This window comes from Pseudomonas fluorescens NCIMB 11764 (assembly GCF_000293885.2).
GTDB lineage: Bacteria > Pseudomonadota > Gammaproteobacteria > Pseudomonadales > Pseudomonadaceae > Aquipseudomonas > Aquipseudomonas fluorescens_B.
In genome coordinates, this window is record NZ_CP010945.1 from 5,525,147 (window position 1) to 5,540,147 (window position 15,001).

Consider the following 15,001-nt stretch of genomic DNA (forward strand, 5'->3'; position numbering starts at 1 on the left):
ACTAGAGCCGAAAATGCTGTTGCATGGCTTGGGAGAGCAAATCCACCGCTTCATCCCCATCTGAAGACGGCGATCGGATAAACACGACCTCATGCTCCGGTATGACGGGCAAACCGTCGAGAATCTGCATACTTTCCGTCACCCTGGCGCGGTCTATCAGACTGATCGCCAACCCGGCCTCCACGCAGGCGCTGACGGCCTGGTTGGACGGACTGTCCAGCACCGCGCGCCACCGGCGGCCGCTTTGTTTGAGTGATGCCACCATGGCTTGCCGATAAGGGCATTGCGCCGCATGTACGGCCAGTGGCAGCGGATCCATCGAGGCCAGCGACTTGTTTGCCGGCCCCACCCAGATCGGCGTGGTGGCGACGAGAAATTGCGCCTGCATGGTCAACTGCCCCCTGGCTTGGGCAATCACCGCGGCCTGAAGCTTTCCACGCTGGACCTGCTCACGCAGCGAATCACTGGGGGCTGTCTTCAACTCCAGCACCACGTTGGGCCAGGCAGCGGCGAATGTCGGCAGGATGTCGCGGATGACGTGGGCGGCGTATTCGTCGGGGACACCCAGGGTAATGCGTCCTGCCAGGTGGCTTCCATGCAGGTCGGCCAGCACCCGGTCATGGGTGCTCAGCAGTTCTGTCGTCGACAAAAGCAAACGCTTGCCCAGTGCGGTCAGGGAGACGGACTGATTATCGCGATTCAGCAAGCGCCCCCCGGCGACTGCCTCAAGCCGCTGGATATGCACGCTCACCGCCGCCGGGCTTTTATGCAGCTGCTCGGCCGCCGCACTGAATTTGCCAATCCGCGCCACCGCATGAAATGTACGTACCAGCTCGATATCGAGGATCGCCGTCATGATTTAATCTTCGTGAATGACTGCTGCACTTTATTTTGATTTATTAGATTAGGCCGATTTCGTAGCCTGTGGCAATGAACCAGCCCACACCGATCTCCTGTCAGCAGCAAGTCATCCCCCACTGGCGCCAGAAGGTACCGCTGCCGCTGCTCGAGGCGGCTTTGATTCTGACCTGGAGTTCCGGATTCGTCGGCGCGCGATTCTCGATGGACTATGCGTCCCCCTTGTTGGTGGTGTTTTGGCGCTGCGTCGTGGTCACGCTGATCCTGTTTCCTTTCGTCGACAGGCAATTGCGGCAAACCTCCCCTGCCGTGTTGCTGAAAAACGCCGGCATCGGTCTTCTGGCCATGGCCGGCTATCTGGCCGGCGTCATACAAGGCATAGCCCTGGGTGTACCGGCGGGCCTTGCCGCGGTGTTCGCCAACCTGCTGCCGATGGCGGTCGCATTGCTGGCCGCTGGCGTGCTGGGGCAAAGACTGGCCTGGCAAGTCTGGGCAGGGCTGGGCATCGGCCTGGTTGGGGTTGTGGTGGTGACGCTTGGCGCACTGGCCTGGGGTAGCGCGCCCCTCTGGGCGTATGGCCTGCCGGTGCTCGGTACGCTTTCGCTCGCCATCGCGACACTCTGGCAGAAGCATTTGCACGCCTCTGAATCGCTGGACCTCCTGCCCAACCTGTGGCTGCAATGTTGCGTGTCGAGTTTTGCATTCGCCCTGATCGAGGGCACGCAAGGTAGCCTGGCGCCGATACCCGGCATGGGGTTTGCGCTGAGCGTACTGTGGACGGTGGGATTGTCTACGTTAGGCGGCTACGGGCTTTATTGGGTCTGCCTGCGCCGGGCGACAGCCACACGAGTGGCCAGCGTCTTGTACCTGAGCCCGCCCGTCACGATGCTTTGGGCCTGGGCCATGTTCAACGAACCGTTGTCATGGCAAATGGTGTCAGGCATGGCAGTGTCCGGGGTCGGCATCTGGATGGTGGTTCGGTCGGAGGCTCGGCAGGCCTGGCGGTAAAGCTGATGGATGTTGCGGGGCAGAAGATGCTCTTGCCGACAGACTGCAATCGGCTGTGGATTCAACCGATCGATGCAACACATCTAAATTCTGTGTAAGCAGAAGGAGTGTTGCAGATGGCCACGCTGGTTTACCAGCCCGGTATGACATGAAAATCCCGGTCTAGCACTGGTTATTAGATTATGTGCGCGACTCGGAAGAAATGAGGAGGACCAGATCAGTATCGCCTACGTCGACACCAGCTTGTGACAGCAAAGTAGTAACTTGGCCTCGGTGATGAGTCTGGTGGTTGAAGAAATGCATGACCAAGCCATAAAAGCTCCTGTCAGCGGGGGTTCCTTTCATGCTTGTGTAATTGAGGGTGTGATCTAAATCCGCCTCTGTAATCGAGCGAGACCACTCGACAATCACCTGATCGAGCCAAACGCGATGTGCCGAAAGTGCTCGGATATTTGAGAGCTGTAACTGGTCGAGACTTGTGGGGGCCGGGAGCTGTCGAATCGGCTCCAGAGCCAAGTGATTCGCCGGGTGCCTGGCAAATCGCTTTAGCCAGATAGTGTCCCCGGCCACCAGGTGATTCAACGTCCCGAGAATAGAACCAAAGAATGCTTTCCTATCCACTGACAGCTCTTCGTCTGTCAGACTTCTGGCCGCCTCATAAACCTTTGCGTTCATCCAATCGTTATAGATAGCCATCAGGCAGATATGGTCGGTGCGGCCCATCGTGTTCATCCTTTGAGTGAATACTGGACAAGCGTTCCACGCTCATCTGGGGCCATTCTAGAGCAAGGCTTTTTGAATCACCCTTGATTTCGTAGACACGTGACCGGCTATATCGGGTCGGCTGCTGCTCTTCGCGACAGGCAACAATCGGCCAGGAGCGGCCATTGGCGTTCGTGCAAACTCCTCCGTACGCACTTTTCAAACTGCCAACGTTCGTGCAGCATGCATTGACTTTTAAGCAGAGGCTGAGCACCAGTTCAGTCACTCTCGAAGCTAACCCTACACATGGAAGCGAGACGGGAAATGAAGTTAATCGCTGCGCAGATCCTCCCTGTACCCGGGGAATATGAGAAAAACATCACCAGACACATTGATGTCATCCACCTGGCTGCAAGCCAAGGCGCCAATCTCGTGCTTTTTCCCGAGCTTTCCCTCACCGGTTACGAACCGAGGCTGGCTGAGGTCTTGGCGGTGCATCCGAGTGACGGCCGTTTTGACGAGTTCCAGAGGTTAAGCGACCTATATGGGATGACCATCGCTGTTGGCGCGCCAACGAAGGGAACTAAAGGCACCGAGATCAGCATGATCACCTTCCAACCCGGCCTGGAGCGCACGAGCTATTCAAAACAGCATCTACATTTCGACGAATTACCTTTTTTCACTCCGGGCACCGAGAAGCTTGTGCTGAGTCAGGCAAATTTTGTCCTTGCACCCGCCATTTGCTACGAGTCACTGCAACCAAGCCACGCCGCACAAGCCGCAGAGTCAGGCGCTCAGGTGTATTTGGCAAGCGTGGCCAAGTCTGAGAGAAGTATTGCATCGGCAAACAGTCATTATCCGATGATTGCTAAAAAGCATTCCATGACGGTGATGATGGCGAACTGTATAGGCACCGCCGACGACTTTGTAGCAGCAGGTTGTTCTGCCATCTGGAACAGTCACGGTGAACTCGTTTGCAGCGCCAACGCCTTTCAAGAGGCATTAGTTGCGTACGATGTACAGACTGGAGAAGCGAGCATTTTCAGCCTGGTTTGAAATCCCGCTCATGCTCACCCTCGCTGACAGCTACCTACCAACCGTTACCAGTATCGGTGAAGGTGGGACGGACTATCTATATTGGGTCGTTTTCTGCGCTCTCGCGATAGGCAGAAATCGGCCAGAAGCGGACGGTCGTCCCCGCCAATAAGCCCGTACTTGGGAAGATATTTTTTTGGTAGATGTCAGGCTTTTTCACCAACTCACAGCAGTTTGTCCTTCAGCAGCTGCTTGATCAGTCGTTCCGTCTCACACATTTCACCGAGAAATTTCTGATCATAATGACTGGTGGTTTCCAGGTAGCCTCGCGTGCAGTTCAAGAGCCCCTTCAAGCTCGCCTCCAGCTTTTGTTTTGAGCCAGTACCGATTAGCGCCAAGCTTGCCTCGTACCGCTTTAAGTAATCAGCTACGACGACTTCATCAGACGCGATGCATTTGTCTCGAATTGCAGCGATAGTTTTTTCGATTTGCTGGTTCACATTCCGCAAGCTGTCTGAAAGCACCTTTTACTCCCGCTACTATTCGCCGAATGGTCCCTGGATTTTATAGACACAAATGAACGACAGCTTTGGGTCGCTTTCTGCCTCGCGCGACTGGCAGAAAACGGCCAAAAACAGTCGTTGGAAAACTCTATGGGTCCAACAGTTTTTCCCACCATTGCTAGGTTTTCCAACTGTTCCGCGTTAGCCGTCTTCGTGCTGGCTATGCTCCATGGTAAAGCGATTCAAGCCAAGTCGGGCTTCAGTCGCGATACCCTGGACGCGGTAGTCGACCAAGCCTTGTAGCCTTGTCCATCAAAATCGACCGTTCCGTTTCGCTTAGCTCCATTGTCACGCTTCTGGATAGTTGCCAGCAAAATAAGGAACCACGTACTCACCCAGCTCCTGAACAACCTCGTGCGCAGGGCGGCGACCATATTTGAGATTCAAGCCGACATGGTTGACCCCTATCTCTCTCAACGTTTGCAGGTAATGGATCAGGAAACGATGGCCTGACCTGAATCCGAGATGAATAGGCGTGGCTGCTTCTTCCGGATCTGGCGAGAGATCAACATAAAGTGACTGCGAGAATGGCTTGAAACCTTGAGTCAACGACCGCCATTTTTTTATCGTCACTGCCTGTTGCACCACGTCCTGCGGATAGTAGAGCCAACCGTCGGCATGATTGGCGATCCACTCCAGCGATTGACGCGAGTGTCCCGTAACCATAACAGGGATGGCGCCCAGTAGAGGCTTGGGTAGCAGGTCTGCGACGGAAAGTTCTACCCTAGACGTGGAGATCCTTGGCGACTCTTCGCTCCATACACGGCGCATCACCGTCAATGCTTCCTGAAACAATTCCTGGCGTTTTTCGAGAGAGGCGTTGAAGGCCGAGAACTCGGTTGGCCGGTCCCCTGTCGCAAGACCAAGCACGAGGCGCTGTCCCGACAGTCTGTCTACCGAAGCTGCTGCCTTGGCGAGATGCAAGGGATGACGCAAGGTCGAAACGATGCTGCCCGTCGCGAGCGCGATACGGGTCGTCTGCGCCGCCACATAGCCCATGAATACCCATGGGTCATAAATGTGGCCCACATCACCGAACGAAGGAACATTCAGAGGAACATCCCTGAAATACACGGCCGAAAATCCGTAGCGTTCCGCCATTTGTGCGGTACTGATCTGTCGCGCTAAATCCATCTCCGGGATAGCCCCTGCGTAGGATTCAATCGCGAAGTAAAGCCCAAGAGTCAGGTGCCCCTCGCGGTACATGGCCGAGTATCCGCGGTGATCTTTGAAGTCATGCATGTTTGACGATTGATCCAAGTGAAGAAGTGCCGCATGCATCATCCTGGCCAAGCCTGGTTGGGCAGAAGCTTGCTACATACGCAATGTATGCAGAGCAAAATACAACATACAACCCGTATGTCAATCGACAGATTTGCCCCTTCACCACAAAAAATCCCCTGCTGCTCAATCGATTTCTACGACAACCCAGCCTTCCATCGCTCCAGGTTTTACGAAAAAGCATTCGGTATGCATGCCGCTTGACATGCGTAGCGTATGTTAAATAGCATTACTAACATACGCCACGTATGAAAAATTCCGCCGCACGGACGCCATACCTTCATCACCCGCAGAAAAGTTCCAACACCACGTAAGCCAACAGGGAGTATTCATGATCGACAGTCTCGTTGGGTACCAGTCGCCCTCCATGATTTCCGACACCGCGACCCGGGAGTCACTCAATGCCTTTATCACGAAAGTCCTGCAGGGTTTTTCCACGCCTAGCTCGGACGTCGCCAAGTACTTCACCGATCCGGACGTCGCGATCGCCGGCTCAGGCCTGGACGAGTTCTTCATGGGGACCGAAGCGGTACAAAATGGCGTGACGTGGGTGACCACCCTGAACATCCGATGGGAACCACGACTGGTGGTGTCCTGGATACGCGGTGACATTGCCTGGGCGCAGATCCGAATCGACGGCCACACGTTTGAAAACGCTGAGCCAACGGTCGTCCAGTACGTTACGACCGGGGTATTCCAGCGCAAGGGCGACGGCTGGATCTGGTTGTACTGGGGTGGCAGCGAACCGCAAAAAGTAGCTCGGCTGTAATCAGATACTGCCGCAAGTTCGACCAGATCCGAGGCCGTTAACTCCTAGCATTCCTTTACAGATGGACGACAACGGTGGTCAACAAACGAGTGGATTGCCGCCTACGGCCAAGGTTCGTAATCCCCCAACCCAGCCTGTTTACCCAACCTCGATTTCCCGTCCCCTGCCCACCATCGGTATTGCACCGGAGGCCCAGATGCCTTTTTTCAGAACCTATGCCTTCCATCTCGACAATGCTTCGCTTGAGAAGTATTGCCGACCCGCTGATTTTTTTGCCTGCGATACGTTGATGCAGGAAGAGGTCGGCGAGCTTGGCGTCCCCCACGCCAATAAAACCTGCGAACAGGATCTGCAAACGCTGAAGCCTTCAGCCAACCATCAGCCTTCTCCATTTAAACTGGAGAGAGGCTGATAGCCTTTGCCGGCTACTCCAGCTAACGCGCTCTAAACTTGGGCACTCTTTTCAGAGTGCCTTGGCCCAATCGCGCAACAAGTACTTCTGGATCTTGCCTGTCGATGTTTTCGGCAACTCGATGAACACCACGGTTTTCGGCAATTTGAAGCCCGCCAGATGTTCACGACAGAACAGGATGATATCGGCTTCCCGGGTGTTCTGATAATCGACTTTGAGCTTGATGAAGGCGCAAGGAGTTTCGCCCCACTTTTCGTCCGGACGGGCGACCACTGCGGCCTCCAGTACTGCCGGGTGACGATAGAGAACGTCTTCGACCTCGATGGTGGAAATGTTCTCGCCGCCCGAGATAATGATGTCCTTTAGGCGATCCTTGATTTCGACATAACCGTCAGGGTGACGTACCGCCAGGTCGCCGGTATGGAACCAGCCGCCTTCGAACGCTTCACTTGTCGCTTCGGTGTTCTTCAAATAGCCCTTCATGATCGTGTTCCCGCGCATGAAGATTTCGCCGACACTTGTGCCGTCCAAGGGGACCGGTTCAAGGGTTTTCGGATCGGCAACCATCAGCCCTTCCAGGGTCGGATAGCGCACGCCCTGGCGCGACTTGATCCTTGCGCGCTCATTCAGCGGTTGCTCGTCCCACTGGTCATGCCAGGCGCAAACGGTCACCGGGCCGTAAACCTCAGTCAGCCCATAAACGTGTGTGACCTTGATGCCCATCTCCTCGACCGCACCGATGACTTTGGCCGGCGGTGCGGCGCCCGCCAGCATGGCGTCGACCGGATGATCGAAGGCAGCCTTGGACGAGTCTGGCAGATTGACCAACGCATTGAGGACAATCGGCGCACCACACAAATGGCTGACCCGATGTTGATGAATCAAAGTGAGGATTTTCTGCGGATCGACCCGACGCAGGAATACATGAGTCCCAGCCAACGCAGTCACCGTCCATGGATAGCACCAGCCGTTGCAATGAAACATCGGCAAGGTCCACAAATACACCGGGTGGTGCCCCATGGCCCAAGTCATCTGATTTCCCAGTGAGTTGAGATACGCCCCGCGGTGGTGGTAAATGACCCCCTTGGGATTCCCCGTGGTGCCGGATGTGTAGTTGAGCGAGATGGCTTGCCATTCATCCTCAGGCCATTGCCAGGCGAACTGTGGATCACCTTCAGCGAGGAAGGCTTCATAGTCCAGCGTGCTAACCGCGCTGCCTTCGCCGTACTCCGGGTCGTCCACATCGACAACCAGTGGCGGATGAGAGAGCAGGCTCAAGGCTTCACGAATAACAGCGTGGAACTCCCGATCGGTGATCAACACCTTGGCTTCGCCGTGCTCAAGCATGAAGGCAATAGCTTGCGCATCCAGCCGCACGTTCAGGGTATTGAGTACAGCGCCGATCATCGGCACGCCAAAGTGGGCTTCGAGCATGGCCGGGATGTTGGGGAGCATCACTGCCACGGTATCGCCCTTGCCGATACCCCTCTGGCTTAGTGCGCCAGCCAGGCGCCGGCAACGTTCATAGGTCTCTTGCCAGTTGCGGCGAATGGCGCCGTGGATCACGGCGGGATACTCACCGTAGACAGAGGCTGTGCGCTCGATGAAGCTCAGCGGAGAAAGGGCGATATGGTTGACTGCCGAGGGCGCCAGGCCCGTTTCGAAAATCGACATGAGGTTATCCTGTGGGGGAAATCACCAGCCTGTTTTACTGTGCTGGAAACCTCCGATGGCTGATTGTTAGCTCTGATCAGGTTTCAAAACGGCCCCGCCTGATCAACGGGGCCGCTGCGTGCAAACGCCAGGTTCAAGCAGTCTGTTGCTTGGTTTTGCGCAGGTGCGCACGCCAGGTCATGGCCCAATGAGCCGGGTCTTCCAGCGGTGCGCTCTTCAACCGGTGAATAGCCTGGTTGTGCGGCGAGGTCTTGACGATCACCGGATTCGAGTAAGCCTCGTCGGATATGTGCGCAAGCACCGCAATCCAGGTGTCCAGCGCCTCTTTACCGTACATCTCGCCTGCCTCGGGGGTGAACGGCTCCGGTACCAGCCACGGGTGGTGACTGCTCCACATCGGATCAATACCGAAATCGCTCATGCGGTTTTGCACGTCATGGACGTCGACTCCGGTTTCCTCCTTGAGTTGCTCAAGGCTGTAGCGCGTCATCTCCATCCGGTGGCTTTTAGCCTCAGGGTGTGAACGAGTCACGCCACGAATCGCCAGCAAGCCTTTTTCCATGTAGTTGTTGGCCAGTACCGAAATGTCCGACGCCTCAGCCATCCCTTTTGCGCCCATGGCGCGGGACCAAGCGTAGGCCTTGAGGATGACCGGAACGTTGCCCCAGAACTCGCGGATCTTGCCGGCACTCTGCGGACGGTCGTAATCCAGGCTGTATCGTTCACCGTCAAAGGCCACCACCGGTGCCGGCAGGAACGGTGCAAGTTCTGCCGAACAACCATAGGCGCCCACTGCCGGGCCTCCCACTCCACTTTTCGGTGCGCCGAACGTCTTGTGGAGCATGAACATGCACGCGTCGAAACCGAGCTCTCGCGCACGAATCTTAGTCATCGCGCCGTTGAAGTTTGCATGGTCGTAGAAGCACAGACCGCCCGCTTCATGCACCACGCGCACCCACTCACGAATTTCCGGGTTGTACACGCCCATGTCGTCGGGGTTGTTCACCATCAGCGCTGCCGTGCGGTTGGACACGGCGGCCTTCAGGGATTCGAGCGACGGGTAACCGTTCTCTTCGATCATCAGGGTGATGACCTTGAACCCGGCGGCAGCTGCCGTCGCGGCGCTGCTGGGGTGCGTCTGGATGGTGGTGATGATCTCGTCACGCTGCTCCAGTTCGCCACGGGAAGCATGGTAGGCACGGGTCACCGCGCAACTGGTGTACGCCGCGTCAGCACCGCCGCCTGCCTGGAAGATGAACTGGTCCATCCCGGACAACTCGCGCAGAATCGTGTCCATGCCATGCACGACTTCGAGCGCGCCTTGCAGGGTGTCCTCGTCCTGATGTGGATGCACGTGAGTAATTTCGGGGCGCCATGCCATCGCCTCGTTGATCTGCGCGTTGTACTTCATGGTGCAGGTGCCGAACAGGCTGATGTTCATCATGCCCAGGGTCTGCTGCGACAGGCGCAAGTAGTGATACAACACCTCGGGCTCGGACAGTTCCGGCAACGCCGGTTTGCTGGAGCGCCGCATGTTCGCGGGAATCAAATCGACGGCGCTGCCGACAGCTGCTTGCACGTCAGCCTCAACGTCGGAAAAGATCACACCGCGACGGCCGGGATAGCCCATCTCCAGAATGACGGGTTCGCTCCAGACGGGAGCATGGTATTCCTTGAGTGGAGTGCTCATTGTGCGATTACCTCTTTAAGTGCAGCAGTCAGGCGCTGAATATCGGCTTGTGTGTGAATCTCGGTGACGCAGTACAGGGCGCTGGCCCCAAGCGCCGGAAAGTCGTGAGTCAGATCTTTGCCGCCGAAGATTCCGAGCGCGAGCAACTGCTTGTTGATGTCCTTCACGCTCAGCCCGGTGGCGTCGAAATTCACCACGAACTCCTTGAAGAAACCAGAAGGGAATGTCACTGCCAGGCCCGGAACTTCACTCAGCAACTTCGCCGCGTAGTGAGCACGTTGCAGGATGAGATTGCCTACATCCTCGAAGCCCTTTGGTCCCATCATCGCCATGTAGACGGCATTGGCGATGGCCCACATGTAGACCGAATGACCGGTCCAGTCATTGCCCTTGTCACGCAAGCCGTAGGACGATTGTTCGAACAAGCTCAGGCCAAAACCATATTCGCCGGGCTTGGTGGTTTCGGCGATGCTGATGAACAGCGTCGGGTATTGGTGGGCGTACAGTTCTTCGTCGCGGGTTGCAATGAAGCCGCTGACCCCGCCACCACAGTTCATATGCACGCCGAGCGGCTGAGTGGTACCCACCACGATGTCGGCGCCGAAATCAATCGGTGCGGCCAGCACGCCGAGGGAGATCGGATCGACCCCAACGATGACTTCGGCACCCGCTGCATGGGCAATGGCGGCGATTTCGGCCCCTTGCTGTTCGATCACACCGAAATAAGACGGTGTTTCGAAATAGACCGCAGCCGTTTGCGCACCGATCGAGGCACGGAGGTGATCAATATCGAGCAAGCCGGTTTTCGGGTCAAAGTCGACGAGTCGCACGACGATGTGGCCCGGCATTTCCACGGGTTCGCAGTAGTTGCGGATGATGGAAAGCCGCTCAGGATCGATGGCACGGACCACCGCCACTTCGCTGCGCCCGGTAATTCGGGTTGCCATGCGAATGGCGTGACCCGCAGCGCAACCCCAGCTGCGCACCGGCAGGCCGACCAGATCCATGTTCAGCAGCTCGCCGAGCTGGCTGCAGAACTCGAACCAGGCTTGATTGCGACCGTGGTCGGAGCTCGGCTCACCAAACACCGAGGTCAGCCATTCATTACGGCGCACGACTTCGTCGCACGCTGCCGGAACGTGATGCTGCCAACAGCCGGCGCCCAGGAAGTTAAGGTTTTGCTCGCAGGTCTTGTTTTTCGACAACGTGCTGAGCAGATGCCGACGCAGCTCGCTCTCGTTGAGCGCCGGCGGCAAATCAATCGGACGTTGCAGGCGGTGTTCATTGGGAATTTGCTGGAACAACTCCTCAATGCTGTCTACACCGATCGAGTCGAGCATCTCCTGTTTGAGTGCAGGAACAGAGTTCGCCATGTAGGGGTGGGCGACATGATTACTCATGGGGTTATCCTCGTTTTTATCGGATGAAACAATTGATCAGGATCGAACCCTGAAGAAGACGGACCGGTCAGGCCCTGTGTGCACGCGTATGTGGCCGCTGAGCATGGCATCGACTTCGGCGTCACCCGTGTCGACGCGCAAGCAGCCGGTATCGAGGGAAAGGAGCTTGTCCATCGAGGTGATCACGATGATGTGTTCGCGCCCTGCCCGGCGGATGACCTCGGCGCTGATCTGCTGGTTGCCACGGCCGAACAAGCTGCCGTGACCGCCCAGAACGCCAACGATGATGCGTGTCTCGTACCCTTCCATCAGACGGATCAACGCGTGTTCATTGAGGTCGGCACCCACCAGCGCACCGTCCATGACCGCGTCTACGCCCAACAGCGTCGACGGCAGGCCGAGCTCGGTCATAATGCGTCGCGTGGTGGTGCCTGGCCCCAGCAGGTATAGGCAACCGGGTTTCATGTCCCTGACAACCTGTCGGGACACGGCGTCGAGCGCCATGTTTTCGTTGGCCAAGGAACCGGCCTTGGCGTTTTGCGTCAGGTGACGTTGGTGCGGGCTGCGGGCGTAGCCATACAGCCGCGCCGACACCTGATCGTTGCGCATGGCAGCCTCGTCGATGTCCATGACCTCGGCTTCGCGAAAGCGCACCGACGAGTCGCCGGCAACGAAGCGTGCCGCAAGATGTCCAGCGTTCTGCGGATTAGTGCCGAACACGGCGGAATACATCTTCACACCCGTAGGGATACCGAGGATCGGTACGCGATCACTGACCTTTTCCAGCACATCGCGCGCGGTGCCATCTCCGCCGGCGAACAAAAGCAGATCGACCGAGGCATGCGCCATGACGAGCGCGGCATTTCGGGTGTCATCGGGCCGGCTCGCTCCCGGCGACGACGTATAGACGACAATCGGGTCGAGACCGGCGGCGCGCGCGACATCTTCGCCCAGCTCACCCGAGCCGGTGATCAGCCGGAATGGCGTCGTCGAAGCCGCCAGACGCTTGAGCGCGATCAAGGCCCGATCGCTTGAAACGGGTTGCGCACCGCGGCGCCTTGCTTCCTGCAAAACCTCGACACCGTCGGTGCCCTTTAGCCCCACGCGTCCGCCCATTCCGGCGACCGGGTTGAGGATAAATCCCAGGGTTTTCCCCTGACCTGCGGGGTGCAGTGAAATATCGGAATCGCGCTGTTCACGCATTGCTCGGTATCCTGTGCGAAATGGCGGGGCTCCCGAGGCTGAGAGCACACAGCTCAGACTCATTGCATACGCCTCGTATGTGATACACAATACGACATACGCGAAGTATGTCAACTTACATACGCAACGAATGTTAAATTCTTTATAGGGAACACGACCGATGGCGCAGAAGCGTGCGGACATGATTGCGGAGACTCGCGGCAAACTGATCAAGGCGGCGCGAGACGCATTTGCTGCGAAGGGATATGCGGAAAGTTCGATGGACGATTTCACCGCTCAAGCGGGTCTGACCCGGGGTGCGCTGTACCATCACTTTGGCGACAAAAAGGGCTTGCTACAGGCCGTCATCGCCCAGATAGATGGAGAAATGATGGAACGGTTGTCGGTCATTATCGAAGAGGCCAGCACAACCTGGGACGGCTTCATCGATGAGTCCATCGCCTACATCAAGATGTCCCTGGAACCTGAAATCCAGCGCATTCTCTTCCTCGACGGGCCAGCGGTACTGGGCGACCCGTCGCAATGGCCGAGCCAGAACGCGTGCATCCGAAGCACCCAACGCAGCATTCAAAAGCTGATTGACGAAGGAACGATCCGCGTGGTCGACACCGAAGCGACGGCGCGCCTGATCATGGGTGCCCTGCTCGGCGCTTCCTTGTGGATTGCACATGCTGAGGATCCCCAGACCGCCTCTGAAAAAGCCGTCGAAAGTTTCCGGGCATTGGCGTCCGGATTGCTGCTGTAAGGACAAGCGACAGGCGTAACGGTGCCGCACGATGCACAGGCAGACTCAACACTTCGACGAAATCATCGAACACGCCGCATCACTGGCGCACTGGTCGCAACACTACGACAAGCTGACGCCCGGTGCTTTTCACGGTGCCCTGCAGGACGTGCAACTGAACGGCGTCCGATTGTTCCGTGAAACCCTGAGCAGCGCTGTTGCCCAGCACACGCACACGCCTGCCCAGTGCATAAACCTGCTGCTGCCGGTGAACCTGCCGAGTCAGCCCGACGTGGCGCCGAATCGAAGCCTTCTTGCCGACGGGCTGAACTTCCTGCCCTACGACGACGATTTTTTCTTCGTCACACCGCCGGACACTGACTACATTGTGGTTTCGTTAAATTGCCAGGTGCTTGAACAACTGTTGGTCGCTGAGGACGTTGAACTGTTCTACCGTCGACCCAGGGGTTACGGGATGAAGCTGTGTGCCGGGGGTCTACAAGGTGCCCAGGTTGCCATGACCGGCCTGCTTGATCAGCTCCAAACCCTTGACGACCTCAATGATCAAACCCTTCAGAACTGCGTACTCGATACGCTGCTCGACTTGCTGGAGCCGCAAAACCCGGTGCGCTTACAGGGACTGGGCGGCAGCCACCAGCACATTGTCAAATACTGCCATGAGCGCGTGCTGCAAAGCCCTGCAGGGGAGTCGCTGTCGATCCTGGACTTGTGCAGGGAGTTGAAGATCCCCCGCCGCACGCTGCATTACAGCTTCGAAAAAATCGCCGGCAGCTCGCCTCTGACGTATCTGCGCGCCGTCCGTTTGAACGCCGCCCAGCGCAGCCTTACCGAGCACCCGGCCCCCAGCGTCGCCGATGTGGCGTACCGCTGGGGGTTCACCCATCAAAGCTATTTCAGCCAGGAGTACAAACGCCTGTTTGGCCATTCACCCTCGGCCCAACGGCGTTGATAGTCGGCACAGGTTTGCGATGCATAACACGATCGACCCACAGCAGAAGCAACGCCGACAGGCACATCAGCGCGCCCCCCAAAAACTGATCCAGTTGAGCACTCATGTTCCCGACACCGTGCATGTGCATCATCGAGTGACCGTGCATGGGATACAGAGGTGGACTGAGCAGCAGCATCAAACCGACCAGCACTTGCGGTAGCGCCACCCCCAGGCTGAAGCTCCACTGCTTGCGCAAGGGAACATCCGCGCGCTGGCAATAACGCCCCATTACCCGGCACAACCACAACCCACTCACGGCCATGGCCCATTTCATCAGCGCATACAGCGTGGCATCGTCCATCAATCGTTGATGCAATTGCGGCAGCATCCATACGCCGCTCATTGCACCAAACGCGATCACCACCCAAATTCGCACCGCCCTCCCTCCCTTTGTGAAACCCGCTTCACTGGCCGGCTCCCGGGCGACGGCAAACAGTAAAAGGATCGGCGCCAGGTGATGAATCAAGGCACTTTGCAGGCAGTGCAGCCAGACGCTGTGGCGCGCAGCGGCGTCCAGCGCCGGCTGCATGCCCAGCAAAAACACCAGCGCAGCACCGCCCAGCAACAACGGTTGACGCTTCCAACCCTTAGGCCCTCCGCTCACCCAGCAAACAAACACGGCTATCGGCAATAACTCCAGCCAGGCCCAACTCGAAAATCCAGACATGAC

General features: G+C 57.4%; 15 protein-coding genes. 6 read left to right on the top strand and 9 right to left on the bottom strand.

Annotation, left to right across the window (positions count from 1 at the left end):
• Position 1: 1 nt before the first annotated feature.
• A complete protein-coding gene (locus tag B723_RS25140) occupies positions 2-856 on the bottom strand; it encodes a LysR family transcriptional regulator (protein ID WP_017338354.1) in 855 nt (284 codons plus the stop codon).
• A 74-nt stretch (positions 857-930) separates the two neighbouring features.
• Here B723_RS25140 and B723_RS25145 point away from each other — a divergent pair, with 74 nt between their 5' ends.
• Positions 931-1,866, top strand: a complete 936-nt coding sequence (locus tag B723_RS25145) for a DMT family transporter (RefSeq protein ID WP_017338353.1) — start codon at positions 931-933, stop codon at positions 1,864-1,866.
• A 180-nt stretch (positions 1,867-2,046) separates the two neighbouring features.
• Here the strand turns inward: B723_RS25145 and B723_RS25150 are convergent, their stop codons facing one another.
• Positions 2,047-2,589: a DinB family protein gene (locus B723_RS25150; RefSeq protein WP_017338352.1), complete on the bottom strand. Its 543-nt coding sequence runs from the start codon at positions 2,587-2,589 to the stop codon at positions 2,047-2,049.
• 303 nt (positions 2,590-2,892) lie between these two features.
• Between B723_RS25150 and B723_RS25155 the strand changes: the two genes are divergently transcribed.
• Positions 2,893-3,624 carry a carbon-nitrogen hydrolase family protein gene (locus B723_RS25155; RefSeq protein WP_017338351.1) on the top strand — a complete coding sequence of 244 codons (732 nt, stop codon included), beginning with the start codon at positions 2,893-2,895 and terminating at the stop codon, positions 3,622-3,624.
• Between the two features lie 203 nt (positions 3,625-3,827).
• Here B723_RS25155 and B723_RS25160 read toward each other — a convergent pair whose 3' ends face one another.
• Together B723_RS25160 and B723_RS25165 are read right to left on the bottom strand one after the other, a co-directional pair.
• Positions 3,828-4,127, bottom strand: coding sequence for a hypothetical protein (locus tag B723_RS25160; RefSeq protein ID WP_017338350.1), 300 nt, complete (start codon positions 4,125-4,127; stop codon positions 3,828-3,830).
• A gap of 327 nt (positions 4,128-4,454) precedes the next feature.
• On the bottom strand, positions 4,455-5,408 hold the full coding sequence (locus B723_RS25165; RefSeq protein WP_031318815.1) for an LLM class oxidoreductase: 954 nt from the start codon (positions 5,406-5,408) through the stop codon (positions 4,455-4,457).
• A gap of 370 nt (positions 5,409-5,778) precedes the next feature.
• Between B723_RS25165 and B723_RS25170 the strand changes: the two genes are divergently transcribed.
• Together B723_RS25170 and B723_RS33175 are read left to right on the top strand one after the other, a co-directional pair.
• Positions 5,779-6,216 carry a nuclear transport factor 2 family protein gene (locus tag B723_RS25170; protein WP_017338347.1) on the top strand — a complete coding sequence of 146 codons (438 nt, stop codon included), beginning with the start codon at positions 5,779-5,781 and terminating at the stop codon, positions 6,214-6,216.
• Positions 6,217-6,277: 61 nt separating this feature from the next.
• Positions 6,278-6,628 carry a hypothetical protein gene (locus B723_RS33175; protein WP_144425272.1) on the top strand — a complete coding sequence of 117 codons (351 nt, stop codon included), beginning with the start codon at positions 6,278-6,280 and terminating at the stop codon, positions 6,626-6,628.
• Positions 6,629-6,679: 51 nt separating this feature from the next.
• On the opposite strand, the gene B723_RS25180 is transcribed toward B723_RS33175, so the two are convergent.
• The 4 genes from B723_RS25180 to B723_RS25195 all read right to left on the bottom strand — a co-directional run bounded on the left by B723_RS25180 (position 6,680) and on the right by B723_RS25195 (position 12,595).
• The gene (locus B723_RS25180; protein ID WP_017338345.1) at positions 6,680-8,302 is read right to left on the bottom strand and encodes an acyl-CoA synthetase; all 1,623 of its coding nucleotides are present in this window, start codon (positions 8,300-8,302) and stop codon (positions 6,680-6,682) included.
• A gap of 133 nt (positions 8,303-8,435) precedes the next feature.
• Positions 8,436-9,992, bottom strand: a complete 1,557-nt coding sequence (gene gcvPB, locus B723_RS25185; RefSeq protein ID WP_017338344.1) for an aminomethyl-transferring glycine dehydrogenase subunit GcvPB — start codon at positions 9,990-9,992, stop codon at positions 8,436-8,438.
• Positions 9,989-11,392 carry an aminomethyl-transferring glycine dehydrogenase subunit GcvPA gene (gene gcvPA, locus B723_RS25190; protein ID WP_031318813.1) on the bottom strand — a complete coding sequence of 468 codons (1,404 nt, stop codon included), beginning with the start codon at positions 11,390-11,392 and terminating at the stop codon, positions 9,989-9,991. The genes gcvPB and gcvPA overlap by 4 nt, the downstream gene beginning before the upstream one ends.
• 36 nt (positions 11,393-11,428) lie before the next feature.
• Positions 11,429-12,595, bottom strand: coding sequence for an ATP-NAD kinase family protein (locus tag B723_RS25195; protein ID WP_017338342.1), 1,167 nt, complete (start codon positions 12,593-12,595; stop codon positions 11,429-11,431).
• A 160-nt stretch (positions 12,596-12,755) separates the two neighbouring features.
• Here B723_RS25195 and B723_RS25200 point away from each other — a divergent pair, with 160 nt between their 5' ends.
• Positions 12,756-13,340 carry a TetR/AcrR family transcriptional regulator gene (locus B723_RS25200; protein WP_017338341.1) on the top strand — a complete coding sequence of 195 codons (585 nt, stop codon included), beginning with the start codon at positions 12,756-12,758 and terminating at the stop codon, positions 13,338-13,340.
• Between the two features lie 31 nt (positions 13,341-13,371).
• Positions 13,372-14,289 carry a helix-turn-helix domain-containing protein gene (locus B723_RS25205; RefSeq protein WP_017338340.1) on the top strand — a complete coding sequence of 306 codons (918 nt, stop codon included), beginning with the start codon at positions 13,372-13,374 and terminating at the stop codon, positions 14,287-14,289.
• Here the strand turns inward: B723_RS25205 and B723_RS25210 are convergent.
• Positions 14,234-14,998 (bottom strand): cytochrome c oxidase assembly protein, encoded by a 765-nt coding sequence (locus tag B723_RS25210; RefSeq protein ID WP_158488439.1) that lies wholly within the window; start codon positions 14,996-14,998, stop codon positions 14,234-14,236. The two genes, B723_RS25205 and B723_RS25210, sit on opposite strands and share 56 nt — an antisense overlap.
• Positions 14,999-15,001: the final 3 nt, after the last annotated feature.